The sequence below is a fragment of the Streptomyces africanus genome (assembly GCF_030816955.1).
Lineage (GTDB): Bacteria > Actinomycetota > Actinomycetes > Streptomycetales > Streptomycetaceae > Streptomyces > Streptomyces africanus.
The window spans coordinates 2,345,968-2,368,846 of sequence record NZ_JAUSYP010000001.1 but is presented as its reverse complement, the minus strand read 5'-3'; the positions used below and the strand labels follow the sequence as shown (position 1 = coordinate 2,368,846).

Here is a 22,879-nt window from a genome sequence, read left to right as displayed (position 1 = left end):
GGGAGGGCGGACGGCCGCCCGGCGTCTCATCCCACCAGGCGTTTGCGCCACTCCAGCGCCGCGACGTCGATCGCCTTGCCCGGGTCGCCGTCCCACTGGGCGGACAGCCCGGCCGCGGTCAGCGCCGCCACGACCTGGTGTCCGACGGTCTTCGTGGTCTCCTCGGAGCCGTCGAACCCGCCGTAGTAGAGCGACAGGCCGTGGCCCTGCGCCGCGCCGCGCGTGCCCTGGTGGTGGAAGAAGACGAACCCGCGCGCTCCCGGCCTGCCGTCCGCCTCCGCGCCGATCTCCGACATGCCGCAGCCGCGGCAGCAGGTGAAGTTCTCCCGGGCGACGATGCCGTCCTCCTCCAGGGCCGCGAAAGCCCGCCCCAGCCGGTCCGGATCGGTCGGCCCGGTCCACTTCTCCTGCTCGTCGAGCCGCTCCAGCCACAGCCGCTCGACCAGCTCGCGGGCCTGCTCCTGGGAAACGGGAGGGGTCTCCTCGCCGTCGTCCGTCAGGTACACCGTCTCGCGGATCATCGCCTCGATGCCCAGATAGCCGTCCTGGAGCATGTCGCGGATGTATCCCTCGGCCCGCGCCGCGACCTCGGGGGCGAGGGCGGGAGCCTCCTCGGGCAGCCCGAACTCCTCGCGCTTCCAGGAGACTCCGGCGTCCCAGCCGTCCTCCTGCCGCGCCCAGCGCACCATCGCGTCCGCGACCGGGCCCGGGTCGGTCACCCGGGCCACCCACATATGGGGGACGCGGCCCGTGCGGTGCTGGAGGTCGTACGCCCCGTCCGCATCGCGTGCCGTCTGGATGAAGACCAGCGGCCGGTCCGGTATCCGCTGCACGACGAGGAAGTGGTCGTCCTCGCCGCCGATCCGCTCCACCAGCTCCCGCAACCGCCGCGCCGAGACCCGCGCGTACGTCTGCCCGCTCTCCGTCATGACCTTGACCGGAAGTCCCCCGTCGATCTCCATGCCCCCACGATGACACGCCCCACTGACAACGCGAGGGGGCGCCCACCGCGAACGGTGAGCGCCCCTCGGAGCCTTGCGGACGGATCAGACCTGGCCGGCCTTCTCCAGCGCTGAGCAGCAGGTGTCGACGAGCAGCCGGGTCACCACGTACGGGTCGACGTTGGCGTTCGGACGGCGGTCCTCGATGTAGCCCTTGCCGTCCTTCTCGACCTGCCACGGGATACGGACCGAGGCACCGCGGTTGGAGACGCCGTAGGAGTACTCGTTCCACGGGGCGGTCTCGTGCAGACCGGTCAGGCGGTCGTCGATGCCGGCGCCGTAGTTCTTGACGTGGTCGAGCGGCTTGGAGCCCTCACCGAGCGACTCGCACGCGGTGATGATCGCGTCGTAGCCCTCGCGCATCGCCTTGGTGGAGAAGTTGGTGTGCGCACCGGCGCCGTTCCAGTCGCCCTTGACCGGCTTCGGGTCGAGCGTGGCGGCGACGTCGAAGTCCTCGGCGGTGCGGTACAGCAGCCAGCGGGCCACCCACAGCTGGTCGGAGACCTCCAGCGGGGCCAGCGGACCGACCTGGAACTCCCACTGGCCGGGCATGACCTCGGCGTTGATGCCGGAGATGCCCAGGCCCGCCTTCAGGCAGTTCTCCAGGTGCGCCTCGACGACGTCACGGCCGAAGATCTCGTCGGCGCCGACACCGCAGTAGTAGCCGCCCTGCGGGGCCGGGAAGCCGCCCTTGGGGAAGCCGAGCGGGTAGCCGTCCTTGAAGAAGGTGTACTCCTGCTCGATGCCGAAGATCGGCTCCTGCGCCGCGAACTTCTCCTCGACCTCGGCCAGCGCGGCACGGGTGTTGCTGGCGTGCGGGGTGAGGTCGATGTTCAGGACCTCGCACAGCACCAGGATGTCGTCGCCGCCGCGGATCGGGTCCGGACAGGTGAAGACCGGCTTGAGGACGCAGTCCGAGGCGTGGCCCTCGGCCTGGTTGGTGGAGGACCCGTCGAAGCCCCAGATCGGCAGCGCGTCGAGACCGGCGGGGGAGCCCGCGATGATCTTGGTCTTGGAACGCAGCTTGGCCGTCGGCTCGGTGCCGTCGATCCAGATGTACTCAGCCTTGAAGGTCACGGGCCACATCCTTCGGGGGTGTGTCTGGGCGCGTATCGCGGGTGCTTGCGGCGCTGCGGCACTGGGGCGCCGCTCAATGCCCGGCAGCCTGTCAACAGGCGATTTCCCGGCCATTGCTCGAATGTGAACCCCGTGTTACCTGGTGCCGCTGTGCCGCACCTCACGCTGTGAGGGCGTTTGGCCGCGAGGGAGGAGCCGGTCACCGGCTTCCCTCCGTCAAGCCGGTGACCGGCGCCGCGTGTCGCACAGCGCGCCGGGTCCTGCCCCTCCTGGCCGGGAGCGGCAGGACCGCTGACACGTACGAGGAGGCGGCCGAGGGGAGGGCCGCCCGCCTCAGTGACTCACTCGTCCTCGCTCGTCCGGCGTCACCCCACCTTCTCGATCACGGCCCGGCGGATGAGGAACTTGCCGGGCTCACGGACCTGTTCGAAAGCCGCGTTGTTGAGCAGCACACAGCTGCCGGAGACCGAAGTGACCTCCACCGTCGTGGACTTGCTGTTGTCCAGGTTGGTGACCTTCAGCTTCGTGCCGGCCGGGAACTGGTTGCTGGACGCGGCGGGCGCACCGTCCTCGCCGGAGAGCGTGACGGTGGAGCCGTTGCACACCTGCTGCCCGGAGGCCGCAGCGCCACCGCCGGCGTTCTCCGCGGGGGCGGACTGCGCGGGCGCGGGGGCGGCCTGGGAGGGCTGCGCGGTCCGGGAGTCCTGAGCCGACTCCCCCACCACGCACCCCGACGCCTCCTGCTTCCGCTTGATCTCCTCGATGACCGCCTGGCGGTTGGCGATCCGGGCTTCCGACTGCGCGTCGGGCTTGGCCTGCTGGTCGGCGATGAACTTCTCGTTGTTGCCGAGGGCGGTGGCCAGTCCCTGGCAGGCTGCCGACTCCGCCGCCGACTGGGGAGCCTGCGCGGCGTTCGACGTGCTCGCCATGACGAAGGCCCCGCCTCCCGCCACGGTCGCCGCGCTCACCAGCAGCGCGATCTTCTTCTTCGTACCGAGCGTTCTCCTACGCGACATGCGCGCCTCCTGAGAGGTAGGGGGAGCGTACGCCGCTATGTACGAGATACCGAACGAGGTTACTCAGCGGTTACAGGAGTCACTTAAGTAACCTCCGTCACACGGAAGCGAGATCTCTGCGGAGACGAGCCCTCTAACGGGAGAGGGCGTCCCGTACGGCCTCGTCGGTGCGCGCGACCACCGCCGTCCCGTCGTCCGCGGTGATGATCGGCCGCTGGATCAGCTTGGGATGCTCGGCGAGGGCCTTGATCCACTGCTCCCGCGAACTCGCGTCCCGGGCCCACTCCTTGACGCCGAGTTCCCTTGCGGCGTCCTCCTGGGTACGGGTGATGTCCCAGGGCTCCAGCCCGAGCCGGTCCAGGACGCCCCGGATCTCGTCCTCGCTCGGCACGTCCTCCAGGTAGCGGCGGACGGTGTAGTCGGCGCCCTCGGCGTCGAGCAGCTTCACGGCACTGCGGCACTTGGAACAGGCCGGGTTGATCCAGATCTCCATGGGGCTACGGTACGCCCTCGTGACGCCGGGGAGCGGGGCCGAAACCTCGTTCTCCCCTTGTGTCACCGCACCCCCGAAAGCCCTTGTGGCCAGGGCCTTTTGTCAGTGGTGGGCAGTAGAATAGAAGCAGTGTTCGAGGGTGGCGCCGGGATCGCCGAGGACCCCGGAGAGCCGCCCTGACCGCGACAGGAGGATGCCTGTGCCCGCTGCCGCACTCAAGCCGAAGCCGCTGCCCACCCAGTCCACCGCGAAGCGCCCCGTCCTGCTCGACCTGCCGTACGCGCCCCTGGAGAAGCGGCCGCTGCCGCCGGGCCGACCGCGCGAGTGGTACGTCGCGCACAACCGTCGCCTCAAGGCGATGCGCCTCGCCATCGCCCTGCTCGACTCCGGCGTCCACACGCCGAACCAGGCCCGCAACGAGACGATCCGCGACACGGCGGAACTGATCGGCGTCCACCCGCCGTCGGACACGACGTGCCACATGGTGAGGGCGTTCATGCGGTACTCGCGCTGACACGATCCGACCCGATCCCGAGCGCCGGGTGCCCTGTTCCGCGGGGCGCCCGGCGCTTCGTCATGCCGCCTGGTCCGGTGCCGCGAACACCGGCGGGTTCAGGCGGGCGAAGCCCTCCTGCCGCTCGTAGGGGAAGTAGGGGTAGGGCGCCGGGCGGTGGCTCGCCGCGTCCAGCTTCGCCATCTGCTCGGGGGAGAGGCTCCAGCCGACGGCGCCGAGGTTCTGGCGCAACTGCTGCTCGTCGCGGGCGCCGATGAGCACGGAGGACACCGTCGGCCGCTGCAGCAGCCAGTTGAGGGCGATCTGCGGCACCGCCTTGCCCGTCTCCTGTGCGACCTCGTCCAGCGCGTCGATCACGCCGTAGAGGTGCTCATCGGTGACGGGCGGGCCGTAGTCGGCGGTGCGGTGCAGTCGGCTGCCAGGCGGGAGCGGCATGCCGCGGCGGATCCGGCCGGTGAGGCGGCCCCAGCCGAGCGGACTCCAGACGATGGCGCCGAGGCCCTGGTCGAGGGCGAGCGGCATCAGCTCCCATTCGTAGTCGCGGCCGATGAGGGAGTAGTACACCTGGTGGGCCACATGGCGTGGGTGGCCGTGCTGCTCCGCTGTCGCGAGGGACTTCATCACCTGCCAGCCGGAGAAGTTGGAGACGCCGGTGTAGCGCACCTTGCCCGCCCGTACCAGCGAGCCGAGCGTGTCCAGTACCTCCTCCACCGGCGTCCCGGCGTCGAAGGCGTGGAGCTGGAACAGGTCGAGGTGGTCCGTGCCCAGCCTGCGCAGGGAATCCTCGCAGGCGCGGATCAGCCGGGACCGGGAGGAGCCAGCATCGCCCGGTCCGTCGCCCATCGGCAGGCTCGTCTTGGTGGATACGATCACCTGGTCCCGGCGGCCCTTGATCGCCTCCCCGAGCACCTCCTCGGACGCGCCGGCGGAGTAGACGTCGGCGGTGTCGAACATCGTGATCCCCGCGTCCAGGCAGATGTCCACCAGGCGGCGCGCCTCCCGTGCGTCGGTGGTACCCCACGCGCCGAAGAGCGGACCCCGGCCGCCGAAGGTGCCGGCTCCGAAGCTCAGCGCCGGAACCATGAGCCCGGACGCGCCCAGTCGCCTGTATTCCATCTCGATCCCCTTCCGGAGGTGACCCGGCCTTTAATGGGTCTGTAGATCCGTTAGTGTCGCTAAGGTAGCAGGGCGAAGGAGTTAATGGAACAGGAGTACCGTTATGGTTGATGGGGGCGAGCCGGGAACCGTACGGCCCGGGGGGCGCACGGCACGGGTCCGGGAGGCGGTGCTGCGGGCGGCCGAGGACGCCCTGACCGAGCAGGGATTCACCGGCCTGGACCTGGCCGACATCGCTCGCCGTGCCGGTGTCGGCAAGACGACCGTCTACCGCCGCTGGGGGACGGTGACCGGGCTGGTGGCGGACCTCCTGGCGGACATGGCCGAGCAGTCGGCGCCGCGCACCGAGACCGGTTCGCTGCTCGGCGACCTGACGGCGAACGCCCGGCTGGTGCAGCGGACGTTGACGGACCCTCGACAGGGGCCGCTGTTCAAGGCGCTGATCGCCGCAGCCACAGGCGACACGAAGACGGCCGCGGCGCTGCACCGCTTCTACGACATCCGCGTCAGGGAGTGGGCCCCCTGCGTCCGGCAGGCCGTCGACCGTGGCGAGGTACCCGAGGGCACCGACACACACGAAGTGGTCCGTGCCGTCTCCGCCCCGCTCTACTACCACCTGCTGATCAGCGGCGGCCGCCTCGACGAGACGATGGCCGACCGGGCGGCGGAGGCGGCGGCGACTGCGGCGCGGGCGGGGGTGTACGTACGGGCCTGACGCCGCGGAGGCCCGACGCCCCTCCTGGCTACGCCGCCAGCTCCTTCTCCAGCGGCGTCCGGAAGCGCGGCGTGATCCTGGTCGTCCCCACCCACCCGCTCAGCCGCTCCGCCTCCTTCTCGATCGCCGCGCGCGCCTCCCGGCCCACCCCCTCCTCGTCGAGGATCCGCCAGACGATCTCCCCGCCGGGCCGCTGGGCCCACCCGCCGACCACGCGTCCGTCCCACCACACCGTCGGCCCGACGTTCCCGCTGCGGTCGAACAGCAGGGGCCGCAGCTCCGGCGCGAGATACCAGTCGCGCTGCTGCCACCCCATGGCCGTCGGGTCGAGGCCGGGCAGCAGCGCCGCCCAGGGCTCGCCGGGCGGGGCCACCTCGTCGACGTCGCCGTCGGCCACGTACCCCGTGCCCTCGTCCAGCGACACCGGCCGCGCCCCGATCGCGGCCAGCGCCGCGCGGACCTCCGTCACGCGCCATCCCGTCCACCACTTCAGATCGGCCTCGGTCGCCGGACCGCACGCGGCCAGCCACCGTCTCAGCAGCTCCGCCTGCGCCTGCGCAGGGTCCAGTTCGGCGTGCTCGGGCGCGACGGCCCAGCGGAACTGGCTGGACGTCCAGGAGCCGAGGGGCCGGCCGCGGACGACCTTCCCTTCGACGCCCAGCACCCTCAGCAGCCGCGTCGAGACCGTGTGCACCCCCTCGTAGCGCTTCCCGGCCGCGTACACGAACTGCTCCCGCAGGCGCGGCTCGTCCTGGGCGAGTTCGGCGGCCGTGGCCTGCCCGCGCCGGGCGAGTGCCGCCAGCGCCGACTGCTCGACCTCCGTCAGCCAGGCCGCGTCCGGCGCCCCGGCCGCCGTCATGTCCCTGAGCAGCGCGGCCCGCTCCCGGGCGGCGACCGCCAGGCCGGTCGAGGCGTGTACGACGGCGGTCAGGGCCGTCGGGAACACGAACACCGTGTGCCGCATGCCGTGCATCCGCACCAGGGAACGGTCGTCGTACAGCGCGCGCCCGGTCTCTGCCACGGTCTTCGCGGGGTCCGCGAGACGCGCGCCCACGGCCAGGTACACCGTCGCCGGGTCCGTGCCGTGCAGGGCGACGAGCGAACCGGCGACCTCCTCCGGCGTGTGCGCCCGCGCCTGCCCGGCCAGCCGCTGCCGCAGCGCGAGCCGGGCCCGCCGCTCGGCCACCCCGATGTACCGCTGCGCCTCGCCCATACCGGCCTCCTTCCGTCACGTCCCTCCGACCCGACTGCATCATCGCGAACGCCACTGACAATCGGCCGTCGACTGCCCGGCTCAGGCGTACCGCTCCAGCAGCCCCGCCACATACGCCTCCAGCCGTCCGCCCAGCACCTCCGGCGTCAGATCGGTCCGGCCCAGCTCCCGCCACGGGCCCGCCAGCTTCGCCGCGTCGGGGACGTAGGCCAGGGCGTCGAGCAGCCGCCAGTACAGGTGGTCCGGCCCGTCGGCGAGTCGGTGGCCGCCGTGCGCCGCGTAGTGCTCCCGGAAACCGAGGCCGTACTCCGGGCCGTACAGCAGCGCCAGGGCGGTCGAGCAGTGGGCGGCGTCCAGGTCGGCGGGACCCCACGAGGTCTCCACCCAGTCGACGACACCACTGATCCGCAAGCCGTCTCCCGAGCCCGTGAACAGCACGTTCCCGGGGTGGTAGTCCCGGTGCAGGAAGCAGCCCTCGTACGGCGGCGGGTCGCGGCGGATCACGTCCACCGCCCGCTCCCACATCGCACCCGCCGGCGCCCGCACCCGCTCCGGGGAGGTCCACGCCTGATACGGACGGGGCCGCTCCACGGGAACCACCCGGTGGATCCGGGCGAGCTGCGCCGCCAGCAGGTCCACCCGGCGGTCGAGGTCCTCCTCGTCGACCCGCACCCGCCCCGGCAGCTCGGACATCAGCAGGGACGGGTGGTCACAGTGCTCGGCGGTGGCGTCCACACCGGTCAGCTCGGGAGCCGGCACACCGTCCTCCCCGGCCAGCAGGGTGAGCACGTCCGCCTCGCGGGCCAGCAGCCCGGGGGCGTGCCGCCGGAAGAAGGGCTTCACGAAGGTCCGCAGGGCGAGTGCGGTGCCGTCGTCCAGGGTGAGCCGCCGCATCTGGGCGCTCCAACCGCCGGTGAGGAAAGTGGACGTGTCGACCGTACGGCCTTCCGGGAGCTGCTTGGCCACCCACGCGCGGGTCGCCGTCCAGCCCTGGTCGCCGAGCCCGGTCAGGACGTTGGTGACGAACTCCCCCAGGTCGCCGGGGTGGTCACGGAACCACCGGCCCAACCGGTGCTCCGCGTCGGGGAGTTCCCAGTGGGTGAACTGGGCGCGCCGGGCCAGCGCCTCCGAGACGGCCTCCGTCACTGCGGGCGGGATGACCTCGTCCGTGCCCGGCACCGCGAGCACCGCCCGCCCCTCGTACCCCCGCAGGACGTCGAGCGCGGGCGACTCCCGCCAGCTGCCGGGCCGCCGGATGATCTCGCTGAACCGCCCGTCACCCGCACCGAACGCCACGTCCCACGCCTGAGCCGCGTACACCGCCGGCGCGCACAGTCCCAGAGCCGCCACCCGGTCCCCGTAGTGCCGGACGAGATCGGCCACCGTCTGGCCGCTCATGCTGAAGCCGACGAGGACCAGCGGCCCGGCCACGCGCGCGTGCGCGTCGATGACGGACACGGCCTGCTCGAAGCGGCGGCGCAGGCTCAGCTCCCGCAGCAGGCCGGTGCTCTCCCCGTGCCCGGAGAAGTCGAAGGCGAGGGCGTGGCAGCCGTGGGCGGCGAACTCCTCCAGCAGCGGCACCAGCCGCTCCTTGCCGCCGTTGCCCGCGCCGTGCAGCAGGACGGCGGTCGCCCTGGCCGGCTCACCCGGGCCGGCGCCGCCGGACAGCCCGCTGAGTCGTTCGCCGTCGACGGTGTGCGTGAAGGGGATCAGCTCACTCATACGGCCATTCACTCACGCACGCGGGCCAGGTGACGGGCGATCACACCGGCGCGGTCACAGACCCGGCGCGCCCCACACCGGGAACCAGCGGCCCAGGTCCTGCTCGATCGGCAGGTCCTCGGCGAGTGCCGCCCGTACCTGGAGTTCCAGCGCGTTGTCACGCCGCTGTGCCTTTCCGGGCAGGGGCGCGAACGGGTAGAAGGTGCCGCGCTTGTAGAGGTAGACCAGCCCGAGCCGCCTGCCCGACCGATCCCTGAACCCGGCCAGGGAGCACAGGAGCTGGGGGCCGAAGCCGTTGACCTCCATCTGGCTGTTCACGGCGTGCAGGTCGGTCACGAGCGGGGCCAGCTGGTCGGGGGCGCGGTGCGAGACCAGCCAGGAGTAGCCGTAGTCGTCCTGCCGCAGTTCCACCGGAGGGCCGTCGCGGTCGATGTCGGCGTCCAGCAGCGCCTGCACCTCGCGGTGGGTCTGCTCGAAGGCCGCGCCCTCGACCGTGGCGAAGCACACCGCGCCCTGCCCGGTCGGGGTGAAGCCCGCCGCGGCCTCCAGTGTCACGGCCGCCGACGGCAGGGCGAAGAGCCGGTCCAGATCCGGCGCGACCGGCTTCGTGCGGCCGAGCAGAATGTCCAGCAGCCCCATGCCCCGCTCACACCCCTCCGGGTGCCGTCGCCTCGCCCAGCTCGGCGGAGATCCGGCCCAGCTGGTCGAGCCGCTGCTCCAGGCTCGGGTGGGTCGAGAAGAGCCGCGCGACACCGGGCTCGCGGCCCAGCGCCGGAGTGAAGTAGAAGGCGTTGAAGGCCTGGGCCGTGCGCAGGTCCTTCGTCGGGATGCGGGCGATGTCCCCCGACACCTTGGTGAGGGCGGAGGCCAGCGCCGAGGGCCGGCCGGTGAGCAGCGCCGCCGCCCGGTCCGCGGCCAGCTCCCGGTACCGGGACAGGGACCGGATCAGCAGGAAGCTCAGCGCGTACACGGCCGCCGAGACGCCCATCACCGCGGCGAAGACCACCGCCGTGTTCTGGTCCCGCCGGCCCCCGCCGAACAGCTGCGAGTAGAAGGCGAACCGCACGATCAGCCCGGCGAGCACACCGAGGAACGAGGCGACCGTGATCACGGCGACGTCCTTGTGCGCCACATGCGACAGCTCGTGCGCCAGCACGCCCTCCAGTTCGGCCGGCTCCAGGCGCCTGAGCAGCCCGGTCGTCACACAGACCACGGCATGGTCGGCATTCCGCCCGGTCGCGAACGCGTTGGGCATGTCCATATCGGACACGGCCACCACCGGCTTGGGCATGTCCGCGATGGCGCACACCCGGTCCACGACCCCGTGCAGCTCGGGATACTCCTCCCGCTCCACGACCCGCCCGTGCATCGCGAACAGCGCGACCCGGTCCGAGAACCAGTACTGCGCCCCGAGCACCGCCGCCGCGACCAGCACGACCAGCACCCACGACTTCAGCAGCACGATCAACGCCGCGACGAACCCCACGTACACCAGCCCGAGCAGGAACAGCGTGATCCCCATACGGGTGGTCAACCGCCGGTCGCTCCGGAAACGGCTGTGCATCTGCATCACCCCGCAGTCACGCACTCGTCCCACTGCCAGTGTGCACCCGGCCCGGCCCATGAACGGGTCGCGATCGCCCCCAGGCCCGGCAAAGGCGTCAGCCGCCCGCGGCCACCGCGTACCCGGGCACGGACGGCCACCGGACCGTCAGCACCACCGACTCCTCCTCGGCGCACCAGGAGTGATCGACTCCGCGCCCCCACACGACGTAGTCGCCCTGCCGCTCCAGCAGGACACTGCGACCGGGAAGCTCCACCCGGAAGCGCCCGCTGATCAGAACGAGCAGCGCGGTCCGCTCCTCGCCCCGCACCCACTGCGACCGCTCGTCGCCGGCCGGATGGACACCCCACTTGACCTCGACGGCCTCGCTGTGCCGCGGATCGCCGACGCCCTTGAAGTGCCCGAGGAGCCATCCCCGGTCCAGCGCCGCGTCCCGGCCCGCGTTGCCCACGTACACACCGTCATCCACGTAGCCGGACGCTCCCTCGTACAGCGGCCGGCTAGTACGGCGGCCGGAAGTTGATGTACCCGAGCAGCACGATCACCGCGGCCACGCAGCCGAGCACCACGACCGTCGACACCCACGACGAGCGGGACCCGCGACCGGACGACCTGTGGTCGGGCTCGGGACGGAAGGGCACGGGCCCGGGCGGGTCGTGCTTCCAGCGCGCGGCGAGCATCCGGGCCCGCGCCGAGGGCTCCTTGTGCTCGGCGCTGTCCGCCCATCTGAGGTCGAACTCGCGCTCCTGGCCGTCCTGTTCGTGCTCGGGCATCTCCTGCTCCACCCCCGTGAGGTCCTGGCAGCAGAATAGAACACACGACCGCGCCCCCGCTGCCCGTAGGGACGGCGGAGGCGCGGTCGTGATGCCTCGATCAGGCGTCGATCACACGGCTCGGGCGTCGATCACACGTCGAAGTACAGCTCGAACTCGTGCGGGTGCGGACGCAGCTGAAGCGGCGCGATCTCGTTCGTGCGCTTGTAGTCGATCCACGTCTCGATCAGGTCCGGCGTGAACACGTCGCCCTGGAGGAGGAACTCGTGGTCGGCCTCGAGGGAGTCGAGGACGGCCGGGAGCGAGGTCGGGACCTGCGGGACGCCCGCGTGCTCCTCGGGAGCCAGCTCGTAGAGGTCCTTGTCGATCGGCTCGGCCGGCTCGATCTTGTTCTTGATGCCGTCCAGGCCCGCGAGGAGCAGCGCGGAGAACGCCAGGTACGGGTTGCCGGAGGAGTCGGGCGCGCGGAACTCGACGCGCTTGGCCTTCGGGTTCGAGCCCGTGATCGGGATACGCATGGCCGCGGAGCGGTTGCGCTGCGAGTAGACCAGGTTCACGGGCGCCTCGAAGCCCGGGACCAGACGGTGGTACGAGTTCACCGTCGGGTTGGTGAAGGCCAGCAGCGACGGGGCGTGCTTGAGGATGCCGCCGATGTAGTAGCGAGCGGTGTCCGACAGGCCCGCGTAACCGGCCTCGTCGTAGAACAGCGGGGAGCCGCCCGACCACAGGGACTGGTGGACGTGCATGCCCGAGCCGTTGTCACCGAAGATCGGCTTCGGCATGAAGGTCGCCGTCTTGCCGTTCTTCCACGCCACGTTCTTCACGATGTACTTGAAGAGCTGGAGGTCGTCGGCGGCGGCCAGCAGCGTGTTGAACTTGTAGTTGATCTCGGCCTGGCCGGCGGTGCCCACCTCGTGGTGCTGGCGCTCGACCTGCAGGCCGGCCCGGTTCAGCTCCAGGGAGATCTCGGCGCGCAGGTCGGCGAAGTGGTCGACCGGCGGGACGGGGAAGTAGCCGCCCTTGTAGCGGACCTTGTAACCACGGTTGTCCTCGACGGCACCGGTGTTCCAGGCGCCGGCCTCGGAGTCGATGTGGTAGAAGGACTCGTTCGCGGTGGTCGCGAAGCGGACGGAGTCGAAGACGTAGAACTCGGCCTCGGGGCCGAAGTACGCCGTGTCGGCGATCCCGGTGGAGGCGAGGTAGGCCTCGGCCTTCTTCGCCACGTTGCGCGGGTCACGGGAGTACTGCTCGCCCGTGATCGGGTCGTGGATGAAGAAGTTGATGTTCAGCGTCTTGTCACGGCGGAACGGGTCGACCCGGGCGGTCGACAGGTCCGCGCGCAGCGCCATGTCGGACTCGTGGATGGCCTGGAAGCCGCGGATGGACGAGCCGTCGAAGGCCAGCTCCTCGTCCGCGTCGAACGCCTCAGCAGGCACCGTGAAGTGCTGCATCACGCCCGGCAGGTCGCAGAAGCGGACGTCGACGAACTTGACGTCCTCGTCCGCGATGAACTTCTTGGCCTCGTCGGCGTTCTGGAACATCCAGCTCCTCCTACTCCCGACCGTCCCGCCGGGGTGGTAGTTCGTTCGTGCGGCCAGTGCGGGTGGCACACGCTGACCTCGACCCTAGGGACGGGTGGTTTCTCGGGCGTGACTCATTTGTTTCGCACAAGTTAACCGGCTCGGCTTCCACCCTAGCCCCGACGCACCCCGCCGTGCCCTGGTCATTTCCGGGCGCAGTACCGTGGACGGGTGGACAACAGGCAAGCACTCGGATCGTGGCTTTCCGGGCCCCGCGCGGCGGCGGAAGAGGCCGGTGTCGACTTCGGATACCGGGGTGAGCAGCTCGGTCTGCCCGAGGAGGGGCCCGGCTCGATCGCCCGTCCGGGGCGGCGGCTCGGCGCCCTCGCCGTGGACTGGGGCCTGAGCCTCCTGATCGCATACGGTCTCATCACCCAGAGCTACAACGAAGCGGCCCAGATCTGGGCGCCGCTCATCATGTTCGCCTTGATGGTCCTCACGGTCGGTACGCTCGGCTTCACGCCGGGCAAGCGGCTCTTCGGCCTGCGGGTGGTCGCCCTGGACACCGGCCGGGTCAGCCCGTGGCGCGCGGTGCTGCGCACGGTCCTGCTCTTCCTCGCGATCCCCGCCCTGATCTGGGACCGCGACGGCCGCGGCCTGCACGACCGGCTGGCGGGCACGGTCGAGGTCCGCCTCTGACACGAACGAACGGACATGAGTGAAGGGGCGGCCGGATCACTCCGGCCGCCCCTTCACTCATGTGGTGTGCAGGCGGTCAGCGCGCCTTCGGCCCGCCGCCCCTCGGCATCCGCATGCCCTTGGGCATCGGCCCCTTCGGCAGCGGCATGTTGCTCATCAGGTCGCCCAGGGCGCGCAGCCGGTCGTTGGTGGCGGTGACCTGGGGGCCGGTCAGCACGCGCGGCAGCTTCAGCATGGTCGTGCGCAGCTTCTTCAGCTCGACCTGGCCCTCGCCCGTGCCCACCACCAGGTCGTGCACCGGGACGTCCGCGACGATGCGGTTCATCTTCTTCTTCTCGGCGGCGAGCAGGGACTTCACCCGGTTCGGGTTGCCCTCGGCGACCAGCACGATGCCGGCCTTGCCGACCGCGCGGTGCACCACGTCCTGGTTGCGGTTCATCGCCACCGCGGGGGTCGTCGTCCACCCCCGGCCGATGTTGTCGAGCACCGCCGCCGCGGCACCGGGCTGGCCCTCCATCTGCCCGAAGGCGGCCCGCTCGGCCCGGCGCCCGAACACGATCGCCGACGCGAGGAAGGCGAGCAGGAGGCCCAGGATGCCGAGATAGATGGGGTGACCGATCAAGAAACCGATCGCGAGGAAGACACCGAAGGTGACGATTCCGACTGCCGCGAGTACAAGACCGATCTTCTTGTCGGCCTTGCGGGTCATCTTGTAGGTCAGGGCGATCTGCTTCAGTCGCCCGGGATTCGCAGCGTCCGCTGCAGGTTCCTTCCTCGCCATGCCACGAAGTCTACGTGGCCCCACAAGCGCCTCCGACGGCAGTGTCCGCGGGGAGGCTCGCGGGGGAGGAGAGCGGGCTCAGGGGTGGACGGAGACGGACCGGGAGACGGACTGCTCGAGGACGCGCTGCGCCTCGACCCGGTCCTTGGCGCGACGGCGGTCCTCCAGCACGGAGGTCCAGGCGTTGCGGCGGGCGGTGCGCTGACCGCTGCTGAGCAGCAGCGACTCGACGGCACGCAGGGCGGTGGTGAAAGACGGAATCGCGGTGGCGCGAACGGGCGCGGCCTGCATGGGTCAGGTCCCCCCTCGGGAGCGGTGTACGTGCTGTGAGTTCAGCGTCACTGATTGGTGTTACCAGGGCGTGTCCGACCGGTCAAACACCCATGAAGCCCCGGCGGGGATCCGCGGAACGCCGACGCGGTCCTGACATACGCCCTCATCTGCGAGGACGGTCAGGACCGCGTCCATTCGGCCGTTACCGGCGGGTAGTGTCTTGTGCGCGAATTCACACGCTTGTCTCGCCCCTTGGCGGGCAGGGACGGTGACGGTTCGTCAGACGGCCTGGGCCGCGATGCGCGCGTCCCGCTGCTCCATGGCCATCTGGTAGAGCCGCCCGGCACGGTACGAGGACCGCACCAGCGGACCCGACATCACACCGGAGAAGCCGATCTGCTCGGCCTCCTCCTTCAGCTCCACGAACTCGTGCGGCTTGACCCAGCGCTCCACCGGGTGGTGGCGCACGGAGGGCCGCAGGTACTGCGTGATGGTGACCAGCTCGCAGCCCGCGTCGTGCAGCTGCTTGAGCGCCTCGCTGACCTCCTCGCGGGTCTCGCCCATGCCGAGGATGAGGTTCGACTTGGTGACGAGGCCGTAGTCGCGGGCCTCGGTGATGACCTTCAGGGAGCGCTCGTAGCGGAAGCCGGGGCGGATCCGCTTGAAGATCCGCGGGACCGTCTCGACGTTGTGCGCGAAGACCTCGGGGCGGGAGGAGAAGACCTCGGCGAGCTGCTCCGGGACGGCGTTGAAGTCGGGCGCGAGCAGTTCGACCTTCGTCCGGCCGGCCTCGCGGTCCGCCGTCTGCCGGTGGATCTGGCGGACCGTCTCCGCGTACAGCCAGGCGCCGCCGTCCTCCAGGTCGTCGCGGGCGACGCCGGTGATCGTGGCGTAGTTCAGGTCCATGGTGACCACGGACTCACCCACGCGGCGCGGCTCGTCGCGGTCGAGCGCCTCGGGCTTGCCGGTGTCGATCTGGCAGAAGTCGCAGCGCCGGGTGCACTGGTCGCCGCCGATGAGGAACGTGGCCTCGCGGTCCTCCCAGCACTCGTAGATGTTGGGGCAGCCGGCTTCCTGGCAGACCGTGTGCAGCCCCTCGCTCTTCACGAGGTTCTGCATCTTGGTGTACTCGGGGCCCATTTTCGCCCGGGTCTTGATCCACTCGGGCTTGCGCTCGATGGGGGTCTGGCTGTTGCGGACCTCCAGGCGCAGCATCTTGCGTCCGTCGGGTGCGACTGCGGACACGACCGGCTCCCTAGCGTTTGATTCTTCGGCGTCCTCAAGGGTACGCCCGTTGATTTGAATGCCTGTGTGGGTGCCAGCCCCTCCACGGCCCGTTTTATGCCGCCGGCGCCTTCTCGATCTCCCGCGGCTTCAGCTCGGCGTTCTCCAGGACGTCCCGCAGATGCCGCTCGACGACCGGCAGGACCTCCTCGATCGTCACGTCGCGGCCCAGTTCGCTCGCCAGGGAGGCGACCCCCGCGTCACGGATGCCGCACGGGATGATCCGGTCGAACCACTTGTTGTCCGGGTTCACGTTGAGCGAGAAGCCGTGCATGGTGACGCCCTTGGCCACGCGGATGCCGATCGCGGCGATCTTGCGGTCCTCGCGGCGCTGGCCCGCGTTGGAGGGCGCGTACTCCGGGCCGTTCAGGCGCGGGTCGAACTCCTCGTCGTGCAGCCGCGGGTCGAAGTCCAGGGCCAGGCCGCCGAGCGCGGGGCGCTGTTCGACCGGGTCGCCCAGCACCCACACCCCGCTGCGGCCCTCGACCCGGGTGGTCCCCAGGCCGAACTCCGCGCAGGTGCGGATCAGGGCCTCTTCGAGGCGGCGCACGTGCGCCACGACGTCCACCGGGCGCGGCAGCTTCTGGATCGGGTAGCCGACCAGCTGGCCGGGGCCGTGCCAGGTGATCTTGCCGCCGCGGTCCACGTCGATGACCGGCGTGCCGTCGAGGGGCCGCTCGTTGTCCGCCGTGCGCCGTCCGGCCGTGTAGACCGGCGGATGCTCCAGGAGCAGCACGGTGTCGGGGACCTCGTCGGCGAAGCGCGCCGCGTGCACCCGGCGCTGTTCGTCCCACGCCTCCTGGTACTCGACGGCCTCGTCACCGAACCCCATGCGGACGAACCGCAACTCACTCACGGCAAGCGCCTCCCTAGGACGGGTGTGTCGGGCACGTATCGCGCCCCAGCCACTGTACGTCCGGCCCGGACACGTCAGTCCTGGGGTCAATCCTCACACGATCGGATGAATGTCCCCGAAAATGTGTGATGGGGTGTTTACTCTCCGCTACATTCGCGCCGTCCAGCAAGCCAAAAGGCCTGCTCACAGGCAATCCGGCAGATCACCAGCACCGGAAGGCAGGAGACCGCACCGCACCATGACGGAACGACCCGCGCAGCGCACCCCCAACCGACAGCTCGCCGCGCTCATCGCAGAAGCGGGGTTCTCCAACGCGGGTCTCGCCCGTCGCGTGGACCAGCTCGGTCTCGAACACGGGCTCGATCTGAGATACGACAAGACATCCGTCACCCGGTGGCTGCGCGGCCAGCAGCCCAGGGGCACCACGCCCGCCCTGATCGCCGAGGTCTTCACCCGGCGCCTGGGCCGCCGTCTCACCGCCCAGGACCTCGGCCTGGACGCCTGCGCGCCCGTCTACGCGGGGCTGGAGTTCGCCGCCACCCCCGAGGAGGCCGTCGACATCGTCAGCGGGCTGTGGCGCAAGGACTCCGGCAGCCACGCCGAGCTGCGCAAGATCGCCTTCACTCCGGCCGGGCTCGTCGTGCCCAGCCGGGACTGGCTGATCGGCCGCGCCGACGAGAAGGTGGCCCGGGGCGAGCCGGCCGCCGCCCGGATCCCGGCGCAGGGCCGCCCCGCCCTGCGTCCCCCGGCCGAGCAGGGCGTGCCGTCCCTGCCCCGCCAGCGAGGGCAGGCCGAACGCGGACCCGGCCAGAAGGTGACCGCCGGCGACATCGCCGCCCTGCGCTCCGTCGGCGAGCTGTTCCGCACCCTCGACGACGCCTACGGCGGCGGTCACGCCCGCCAGGCCCTCGTGCGCTACCTGGAGCACGAGTGCGAGCCCATGCTGCGCGGCACCTACGGCGAGCAGACCGGCCGCCGGCTGTTCGCCGCCGCCGCCGACCTGACCCGGCTCGCGGGCTGGACGTCGTACGACATCGCCGCACACGGACTCGCCCAGCGCTACTTCGTGCAGGCGCTCCGGCTCGCCCAGGCGGCCGGGGACCGGACGTACGGGGCGTACGTGCTGGTCACCATGAGCCGCCAGGCCGTCTACCTCGGGCACGGGCGCGAGGCGGTGCAGCTCGCGCGCGTCGCCCAGCAGGGCGTCGGCACCTCGGCCCCGCCGGTCGTCCAGGCGCTGCTGCACGCCTCCGAGGCACGCGGGCACGGGGTGCTCGGCGAGGTGCGGGCCTGCACGGCCGCACTGGTCCGCGCCGAGCGCGCCCTGGAGACGGCCCGGTCCGGGGACGACGTCCCGTACTGGGCCAAGTTCTTCGACGAGGCACAGCTCGCCGACGAGTTCGGGCACTGCCACCGGGATCTCCAGCAGTTCCGCGCCGCCGCCCAGCACGCGGAACGCTCACTCCAGCTCCGCGCCCCGTCCTACGCCCGCAGCCGCCTGTTCTGCCGCGTCGTCCTCGCCACGGCCCGCCTGGGCCTGGGCGAACTCGACCAGGCCTGCCAGCTCGCGGCGGAGGCCGCCGGCCAGGCCGCTGAGATGCGTTCGGTAAGGGCGGTGGAGTACGTGCGGGACTTCGAGCGAAGGCTGGAGCCGTACAAGGACGCGGCCCCGGTGCGCAGCTACCGCGACAAGGTGGCGGCCTTGGGGTGAGGTCTTGGGGGCGCGGGGCTGTGTCGATTTGCGGCTCCGCCGCGTGGGCGCGACAAGCCACAACGCGCCCGCACTCGCCGACGAAGCGCTCAGGCCGCTTCCGGCTGCGTATCCCGCCGCGTCGGCAACGGGTCGGCCATGTGCAGAGACCGCCCCGCCCCGAGATCCGCCAAGATCGCCGCCGACGCCCGGTGCCCAGAATGCAAAGCGCCCTGGACCGTACTGGTATCGCGGTGATCCCCGCACACATACAGCCCCGCAAGCAACCGCACCGGCCGCCGCAGATCATGCGGCGGCCGCATCGCGGGCACGGCCTCCGCCGTGTGGTGCACGGCCAACGTCTCCCACCGCGCCGTCGACACCCCGTACAGCCGCGCCACATGCATCCGCACAGCCGTGTCGACATCCCCCGGCGGCCGTCCCAGCACCGTCGAGGACACCAACGCCCGCCCCGCCGGCGCCCGGGACGGATCGACGTGGCTGACCACCGCCGTGTGCGCGACCGGCCCACCGAGGTCCGCGTCGAGCAACAGCGACGCCCCCGTCGCCGGCGGCTCGTCCGTCGTGTGATGCACCACCGTCACCGGATGGAACTCCGGCACCCGCAACCCGGGCAGCAGCTCGGCCGCGGCCCTGGCGCCCGTCGCCACCAGTACCGCCCGGCAGCGGATCTCGCCGTGCTCGGCGGTGGTCACCGAGGTCGTGGACACGGAGGTGACGCGCACGCCGGTGTGCACGGTGCCCGGCGGCAGCGTGCTCGCGAGCAGCTCCGGCAGGGCCTCGGCGCCGCCCTCCGGCAGACACAGCCGGCCGCGTGCGAAGGCCCGCAGCGCGAGGTCCGCGCACCGGCTGGACGTCGTCAGGTCCGGGTCGCACAGCAGGGCGGCGAGCAGCGGACGCAGGAAGCCGTCGATCGTCCGGGCCGGCAGCCCGCGAGCCGCCAGGGCCTCACCGGCGGGCAGCTCCGGGCGGGTCAGCAGCCGTTCGGCCGGTGTGCCCGCCAGCCGGGTCAGGGCGGCCCCCAGACGTGCCTGGTCGACTGCCGTGCCCAGCGGCGCACCGGACCGGCTCCGGGGCACCGAGACCTGCCGGCCGGGCACCGCCACCGGCCTCCTGGGCGGCCTGGGCGCGGACGGCGACCGGGGAGCGCTCGCCAGGGCGCGCACCGCGTGCAGTGCGCCCCGTGCGCCCCCTGTGCCCGCCTGGACGCCCGCGCGGTGGTGGCGTCCGTCGCCGTGCAACAGGACCCCGGGCGCGAAGGGACGCAGCGCGAGGGCGCCGAGGCCGGGTGTCAGCCGTAGTTCCGGGTATGCCGTGGACAGCAACTGGCCGATTCTGTCGAGCCGGAAGCCGTCGACCTTCTCCGTCGCCATGCGGCCGCCGACCCCGAGGGCGGCCTCCAGGACCATGGTCGTCACTCCTGCGCTGGTCAGCCGGTGCGCGGCCGAGAGTCCGGCGACCCCGGCCCCCACGACGACCACGTCCGCCTGGTAAGCGGGCTCAAGCACGTGCCCCTCCTCGAGGTTGCGCGGGCGCTGGAGACGTCATGCCCTCAACAGGCCCCAGGGATACGCGAGTTCTGGTCGAGGGTAGGGCCGTGATCGGTCAGGGGGAGTCGCGCATCGACAGGGCACGGTCGCACAGCGGTCGCATACGGACTCCTTGTGGGCATGAAGTGGTCACAGGGGGCTGGTGTGCGGCGCGAGGGGCTGTCTCGGAATGGTCGGTCGGCGGTCGGTCGGCGCTCTCGGGGTACGTCACAACGCCGCCCGGATCGCCCCCTCGATCTCCGGGAAGGCGAACCGGAACCCCGACTCCAGCAGGCGCGTCGGCAGGACCCGGGCGCTGCCGAGCACATCCCCGGCCATCTCGCCCAGCACGGTCCGCAGGACGGGCGCGGGCACCGCGAACAGCGTCGGGCGGTGCAGCACGCGCCCCATCGCCGCCGTGATCTCACGGTTCGTCAGCGGGTTCGGGGCGGTGAGGTTGAACGGTCCGGACAGGCCGTCGGTGTCGATCAGATGCCGGATCGCGGCGACCTCGTCGTGCAGCGCGATGAACGACCAGTACTGCCGCCCGTCGCCCATCCGCCCGCCGAGACCGGCCTGGAACAGCGGGAAGAGCCGCCCCCACGCACCGCCCTCGCGGGACACGACCAGCCCGGTCCGGGTGAACACCGTGCGGACACCGGCCTCCTGGGCGGGGGCTGTCGCGGCCTCCCACTCCACGCACAGCCCGGGCAGGAAGCCCTCGCCCGCCGGCGCGCTCTCGTCGACGGACCGGTCCCCGGTCTCGCCGTAGTACCCCATGGCGCTGCCGTTCACGAAGACCCGCGGCCGGTCCTTGTCGTCCAGCGAGGCGACGGCCCGGGCGAGGGCCGCCGTGCCGTTCACCCTGCTGTCGCGGATCCGCTGCTTGTAGGCGTCCGTCCAGCGGCGGTTGCCGACCCCCGCACCGGCCAGGTTCACCACCGCGTCGCACCCGGCGAGCCCGGCCGCGTCCACGCGCCCGCCCTCGGGGTCCCAGCGGACCTCGTCCGCGACCCTGGGGGCATGGCGCACGAGGCGCACCACGTCGTGCCCGTCCGCGGTCAGGGACCGCACCAGGGCGCCGCCGATGAGACCGGACGCACCGGCCACTGCGATTCGTGAGCGTTCCATGGCCCCCATCCTGCCTGCCGGCTCCATAAATCCGGCGTACGGCCACAAGCCATCGCCGTAGGGTGACGCCATGCCCGAGTCCCGCGAACCCCGCATCCGCGTGGCCGCGCCCGATGACGACGAGGGGCTGGCCCTGCTGGACCGGCTCGCCTGGTCGCATCTGCACGCGGTGGTGCCCCGGCCGCAGCCGCCGTACCCGCCGTTCTTCAGCGACCGGCACGCCCCCGAGGACTGCCTGGTCGCCGAACTCGGTGACCGCTTGGCGGGATACCTCCATCTCGGCTTCCCGACGCCGGTCGCAGCGAACCGGCACGTCCTGCAGATCCAGGGCCTCGCCGTCGCGGAGGAGGCACGCGGCCGGGGTGTCGGGCGGGCGCTGGTCCGCGCCGCCGTCGACGAGGGCCGCCGGCGCGGTGCCCGCCGCCTCACCCTGCGCGTCCTCGGCCACAACGCCCCGGCCCGGAGGCTCTACGAGGCCGAGGGATTCGTGGTGGAGGGGGTTCTGCCCGAGGAGTTCCGGCTCGACGGGCAGTACGTGGACGACGTACTGATGGGACGTTTCCTCTGAGCCGGTACCAGGACGCCTACGACGCGGCCAGCTCGCCCGTGTCCACCGGTGCCGTCGCGTCCGCCGCGCGCTCGGCGTCGGAGGAGACCTCGGCCGCCGTCAGGACGTAGCCCGTCTCGGCGTCGGAGGTGGAGCGGGCGAAGACCACGCCGAAGACCCGGCCGTCCGTGGTCAGCAGGGGGCCGCCGGAGTTGCCGGGGCGGACCGTGGAGCGGATCGAGTAGATCTCGCGGGTGACCGTGTCGTCGTTGTAGATGTTCTGGCCCGTCGCCCGGACCCGGTTCGCGACCGTCGCCGCCTGGAGGTTCAGGTCGCCGTCCTGCGGGTAGCCCGCGACCACCGCCGAGTCACCGCGCTCGGCGTTGTCGTCGAACCGCAGCACGGGCGCCTTCAGGCCCGGCACGTACAGCACGGCCACGTCCTTCTGCGGGTCGAAGAGCACCACCCGCGCCTCGTACGTCCGCCCGACCCCGCCGATCTGCACGGTCGGCTCGTCGATGCCCGCCACCACATGGGCGTTGGTCATCACGTGCTCCCGCGCGTACACGAACCCGCTGCCCTCGCGGCCCTGGGTGCCCGCGACGCCCTCGACCTTGACCGTGCTCAGCTTCGCCGCGTTCGTGGCGGCCGCCGTGACACTGTCGCCGGAGGGCGCGGCCACCTCGGCCGTCGACTCGTTCTCGAACGGGTTGAAGACCTGCGGGAAGCCCGCCTCGGTCAGCGCCGACGTGGCCCGCGAGAACCAGGCCGGGGTGGTGTCCGGCATCGTCTCCTGCACCGCGCCGAGCAGCCGCGAGTCCCGGATCGCCGAGGTGACCAGCGGCGACGAGGACGCGCCCAGAACGCTCGCGGCCACCCACGCCACGATCAGGACCGCGACCGAGTTGGCCACGGCCCCGCCGATCCCGTCCGCCACTCGCAGCGGCCCCCGGTCCAGCTCCCGCCGCAGCCTGAGCGCGAGGCGCCCCGCCAGCTCGTGGCCCACCACCGCCGGGAGCAGCACCGTGAACACCGCCGTCACCGTCGCGCGCGTCGTACCCGGCGGCACCAGGTCCATCACCCACGGCAGGATCCAGACGCCGACGACCGCACCGCCCACGAAGCCCGCCAGCGACACACAACCGGCCACCAGCCCGCGCCGGTAGCCGGACGCCGCATAGGCCAGGACGACCAGCAACAGCAGGATGTCGAGCAGGTCCACGCACGCCTTCTTTCTCTCGGAACCCCTTAGTACGTGGGGGGAGGGCCCGTTTGATCAGTCACACGCGCGTGGATGATCAGAACCGGCCACGTGCGCGTGCACTCGGAGGAAAAACGTCGCGG

24 protein-coding genes are annotated in these 22,879 nt (G+C 71.7%); 5 read left to right on the top strand and 19 right to left on the bottom strand.

Going from position 1 to position 22,879, the window contains the following annotated elements:
- Positions 1–26: 26 nt before the first annotated feature.
- The 4 genes from QF034_RS11030 to QF034_RS11015 all read right to left on the bottom strand — a co-directional run bounded on the left by QF034_RS11030 (position 27) and on the right by QF034_RS11015 (position 3,587).
- A complete protein-coding gene (locus QF034_RS11030; RefSeq protein WP_307174766.1) occupies positions 27–962 on the bottom strand; it encodes a DUF6891 domain-containing protein in 936 nt (311 codons plus the stop codon).
- 84 nt (positions 963–1,046) lie between these two features.
- Positions 1,047–2,078 (bottom strand): glutamine synthetase, encoded by a 1,032-nt coding sequence (gene glnII / locus QF034_RS11025; RefSeq protein WP_307174765.1) that lies wholly within the window; start codon positions 2,076–2,078, stop codon positions 1,047–1,049.
- A gap of 365 nt (positions 2,079–2,443) precedes the next feature.
- Entirely contained in the window at positions 2,444–3,094 is a 651-nt protein-coding gene (locus QF034_RS11020; protein WP_307174764.1) for an SCO2207 family protein, read from the bottom strand.
- 133 nt (positions 3,095–3,227) lie between these two features.
- Complete coding sequence (locus QF034_RS11015; protein WP_307174763.1) at positions 3,228–3,587, bottom strand: arsenate reductase family protein; 360 nt, start codon at positions 3,585–3,587, stop codon at positions 3,228–3,230.
- 199 nt (positions 3,588–3,786) lie between these two features.
- On the opposite strand from QF034_RS11015, the gene QF034_RS11010 reads away from it, so the two are divergent.
- A complete protein-coding gene (locus QF034_RS11010; RefSeq protein WP_307174762.1) occupies positions 3,787–4,101 on the top strand; it encodes a hypothetical protein in 315 nt (104 codons plus the stop codon).
- Positions 4,102–4,161: 60 nt separating this feature from the next.
- Here the strand turns inward: QF034_RS11010 and QF034_RS11005 are convergent, their stop codons facing one another.
- A complete protein-coding gene (locus QF034_RS11005) occupies positions 4,162–5,217 on the bottom strand; it encodes an aldo/keto reductase (protein WP_307174761.1) in 1,056 nt (351 codons plus the stop codon).
- Between the two features lie 103 nt (positions 5,218–5,320).
- Here QF034_RS11005 and QF034_RS11000 point away from each other — a divergent pair, with 103 nt between their 5' ends.
- On the top strand, positions 5,321–5,932 hold the full coding sequence (locus tag QF034_RS11000; RefSeq protein WP_307174760.1) for a TetR/AcrR family transcriptional regulator: 612 nt from the start codon (positions 5,321–5,323) through the stop codon (positions 5,930–5,932).
- A gap of 28 nt (positions 5,933–5,960) precedes the next feature.
- Here QF034_RS11000 and QF034_RS10995 read toward each other — a convergent pair whose 3' ends face one another.
- The 7 genes from QF034_RS10995 to glnA form a co-directional block, all read right to left on the bottom strand.
- A complete protein-coding gene (locus QF034_RS10995; protein ID WP_307174759.1) occupies positions 5,961–7,145 on the bottom strand; it encodes a winged helix DNA-binding domain-containing protein in 1,185 nt (394 codons plus the stop codon).
- 81 nt (positions 7,146–7,226) lie between these two features.
- A complete protein-coding gene (locus QF034_RS10990; protein ID WP_307174758.1) occupies positions 7,227–8,867 on the bottom strand; it encodes an alpha/beta fold hydrolase in 1,641 nt (546 codons plus the stop codon).
- Positions 8,868–8,921: 54 nt separating this feature from the next.
- Positions 8,922–9,506, bottom strand: a complete 585-nt coding sequence (pspAB, locus tag QF034_RS10985) for a PspA-associated protein PspAB (RefSeq protein WP_307174757.1) — start codon at positions 9,504–9,506, stop codon at positions 8,922–8,924.
- Between the two features lie 7 nt (positions 9,507–9,513).
- Positions 9,514–10,431: a zinc metalloprotease HtpX gene (htpX, locus tag QF034_RS10980; RefSeq protein ID WP_307174756.1), complete on the bottom strand. Its 918-nt coding sequence runs from the start codon at positions 10,429–10,431 to the stop codon at positions 9,514–9,516.
- Positions 10,432–10,528: 97 nt separating this feature from the next.
- Positions 10,529–10,900 (bottom strand): cupin domain-containing protein, encoded by a 372-nt coding sequence (locus tag QF034_RS10975; protein ID WP_307174755.1) that lies wholly within the window; start codon positions 10,898–10,900, stop codon positions 10,529–10,531.
- A 31-nt stretch (positions 10,901–10,931) separates the two neighbouring features.
- Positions 10,932–11,204, bottom strand: a complete 273-nt coding sequence (locus tag QF034_RS10970; RefSeq protein WP_307174754.1) for an SCO2583/SCO2584 N-terminal domain-containing protein — start codon at positions 11,202–11,204, stop codon at positions 10,932–10,934.
- Between the two features lie 131 nt (positions 11,205–11,335).
- Complete coding sequence (glnA, locus tag QF034_RS10965) at positions 11,336–12,745, bottom strand: type I glutamate--ammonia ligase (RefSeq protein WP_307174753.1); 1,410 nt, start codon at positions 12,743–12,745, stop codon at positions 11,336–11,338.
- A gap of 210 nt (positions 12,746–12,955) precedes the next feature.
- On the opposite strand from glnA, the gene QF034_RS10960 reads away from it, so the two are divergent.
- Positions 12,956–13,423, top strand: a complete 468-nt coding sequence (locus QF034_RS10960) for an RDD family protein (RefSeq protein WP_307174752.1) — start codon at positions 12,956–12,958, stop codon at positions 13,421–13,423.
- A gap of 76 nt (positions 13,424–13,499) precedes the next feature.
- On the opposite strand, the gene QF034_RS10955 is transcribed toward QF034_RS10960, so the two are convergent.
- The 4 genes from QF034_RS10955 to lipB all read right to left on the bottom strand — a co-directional run bounded on the left by QF034_RS10955 (position 13,500) and on the right by lipB (position 16,617).
- Complete coding sequence (locus QF034_RS10955; protein WP_086564124.1) at positions 13,500–14,204, bottom strand: DUF4191 domain-containing protein; 705 nt, start codon at positions 14,202–14,204, stop codon at positions 13,500–13,502.
- Positions 14,205–14,282: 78 nt separating this feature from the next.
- Positions 14,283–14,495: an SCO2195 family GlnR-regulated protein gene (locus QF034_RS10950; protein ID WP_086564125.1), complete on the bottom strand. Its 213-nt coding sequence runs from the start codon at positions 14,493–14,495 to the stop codon at positions 14,283–14,285.
- A gap of 261 nt (positions 14,496–14,756) precedes the next feature.
- Entirely contained in the window at positions 14,757–15,722 is a 966-nt protein-coding gene (gene lipA, locus QF034_RS10945) for a lipoyl synthase (RefSeq protein WP_307174751.1), read from the bottom strand.
- A gap of 94 nt (positions 15,723–15,816) precedes the next feature.
- On the bottom strand, positions 15,817–16,617 hold the full coding sequence (gene lipB, locus QF034_RS10940) for a lipoyl(octanoyl) transferase LipB (RefSeq protein ID WP_307174750.1): 801 nt from the start codon (positions 16,615–16,617) through the stop codon (positions 15,817–15,819).
- 238 nt (positions 16,618–16,855) lie between these two features.
- Between lipB and QF034_RS10935 the strand changes: the two genes are divergently transcribed.
- A complete protein-coding gene (locus tag QF034_RS10935) occupies positions 16,856–18,328 on the top strand; it encodes an NsdA family TPR-like regulatory protein (protein ID WP_307174749.1) in 1,473 nt (490 codons plus the stop codon).
- Positions 18,329–18,417: 89 nt separating this feature from the next.
- Here the strand turns inward: QF034_RS10935 and QF034_RS10930 are convergent, their stop codons facing one another.
- The gene (locus QF034_RS10930) at positions 18,418–19,836 is read right to left on the bottom strand and encodes an NAD(P)/FAD-dependent oxidoreductase (protein WP_307174748.1); all 1,419 of its coding nucleotides are present in this window, start codon (positions 19,834–19,836) and stop codon (positions 18,418–18,420) included.
- Positions 19,837–20,085: 249 nt separating this feature from the next.
- Positions 20,086–20,988 (bottom strand): TIGR01777 family oxidoreductase, encoded by a 903-nt coding sequence (locus QF034_RS10925; protein ID WP_307174747.1) that lies wholly within the window; start codon positions 20,986–20,988, stop codon positions 20,086–20,088.
- 70 nt (positions 20,989–21,058) lie between these two features.
- On the opposite strand from QF034_RS10925, the gene QF034_RS10920 reads away from it, so the two are divergent.
- Positions 21,059–21,556, top strand: a complete 498-nt coding sequence (locus tag QF034_RS10920) for a GNAT family N-acetyltransferase (protein WP_307174746.1) — start codon at positions 21,059–21,061, stop codon at positions 21,554–21,556.
- Between the two features lie 16 nt (positions 21,557–21,572).
- Here the strand turns inward: QF034_RS10920 and QF034_RS10915 are convergent, their stop codons facing one another.
- Positions 21,573–22,757 (bottom strand): MarP family serine protease, encoded by a 1,185-nt coding sequence (locus QF034_RS10915; protein ID WP_307174745.1) that lies wholly within the window; start codon positions 22,755–22,757, stop codon positions 21,573–21,575.
- Positions 22,758–22,879: the final 122 nt, after the last annotated feature.

What these genes read in the sequence shown, in the direction of transcription:
- QF034_RS11030 (WP_307174766.1), bottom strand. Translation starts at nt 962, where the DNA reads ATGGAGATCGACGGGGGACTTCCGGTCAAGGTCATGACGGAGAGCGGG.
- QF034_RS11020 (WP_307174764.1), bottom strand. Translation starts at nt 3,094, where the DNA reads ATGTCGCGTAGGAGAACGCTCGGTACGAAGAAGAAGATCGCGCTGCTG.
- QF034_RS11015 (WP_307174763.1), bottom strand. Translation starts at nt 3,587, where the DNA reads ATGGAGATCTGGATCAACCCGGCCTGTTCCAAGTGCCGCAGTGCCGTG.
- QF034_RS11005 (WP_307174761.1), bottom strand. Translation starts at nt 5,217, where the DNA reads ATGGAATACAGGCGACTGGGCGCGTCCGGGCTCATGGTTCCGGCGCTG.
- QF034_RS11000 (WP_307174760.1), top strand. Translation starts at nt 5,321, where the DNA reads ATGGTTGATGGGGGCGAGCCGGGAACCGTACGGCCCGGGGGGCGCACG.
- QF034_RS10995 (WP_307174759.1), bottom strand. Translation starts at nt 7,145, where the DNA reads ATGGGCGAGGCGCAGCGGTACATCGGGGTGGCCGAGCGGCGGGCCCGG.
- QF034_RS10990 (WP_307174758.1), bottom strand. Translation starts at nt 8,867, where the DNA reads ATGAGTGAGCTGATCCCCTTCACGCACACCGTCGACGGCGAACGACTC.
- pspAB (WP_307174757.1), bottom strand. Translation starts at nt 9,506, where the DNA reads ATGGGGCTGCTGGACATTCTGCTCGGCCGCACGAAGCCGGTCGCGCCG.
- htpX (WP_307174756.1), bottom strand. Translation starts at nt 10,431, where the DNA reads ATGCACAGCCGTTTCCGGAGCGACCGGCGGTTGACCACCCGTATGGGG.
- QF034_RS10970 (WP_307174754.1), bottom strand. Translation starts at nt 11,204, where the DNA reads ATGCCCGAGCACGAACAGGACGGCCAGGAGCGCGAGTTCGACCTCAGA.
- glnA (WP_307174753.1), bottom strand. Translation starts at nt 12,745, where the DNA reads ATGTTCCAGAACGCCGACGAGGCCAAGAAGTTCATCGCGGACGAGGAC.
- QF034_RS10955 (WP_086564124.1), bottom strand. Translation starts at nt 14,204, where the DNA reads ATGGCGAGGAAGGAACCTGCAGCGGACGCTGCGAATCCCGGGCGACTG.
- QF034_RS10950 (WP_086564125.1), bottom strand. Translation starts at nt 14,495, where the DNA reads ATGCAGGCCGCGCCCGTTCGCGCCACCGCGATTCCGTCTTTCACCACC.
- QF034_RS10935 (WP_307174749.1), top strand. Translation starts at nt 16,856, where the DNA reads ATGACGGAACGACCCGCGCAGCGCACCCCCAACCGACAGCTCGCCGCG.
- QF034_RS10925 (WP_307174747.1), bottom strand. Translation starts at nt 20,988, where the DNA reads ATGGAACGCTCACGAATCGCAGTGGCCGGTGCGTCCGGTCTCATCGGC.
- QF034_RS10920 (WP_307174746.1), top strand. Translation starts at nt 21,059, where the DNA reads ATGCCCGAGTCCCGCGAACCCCGCATCCGCGTGGCCGCGCCCGATGAC.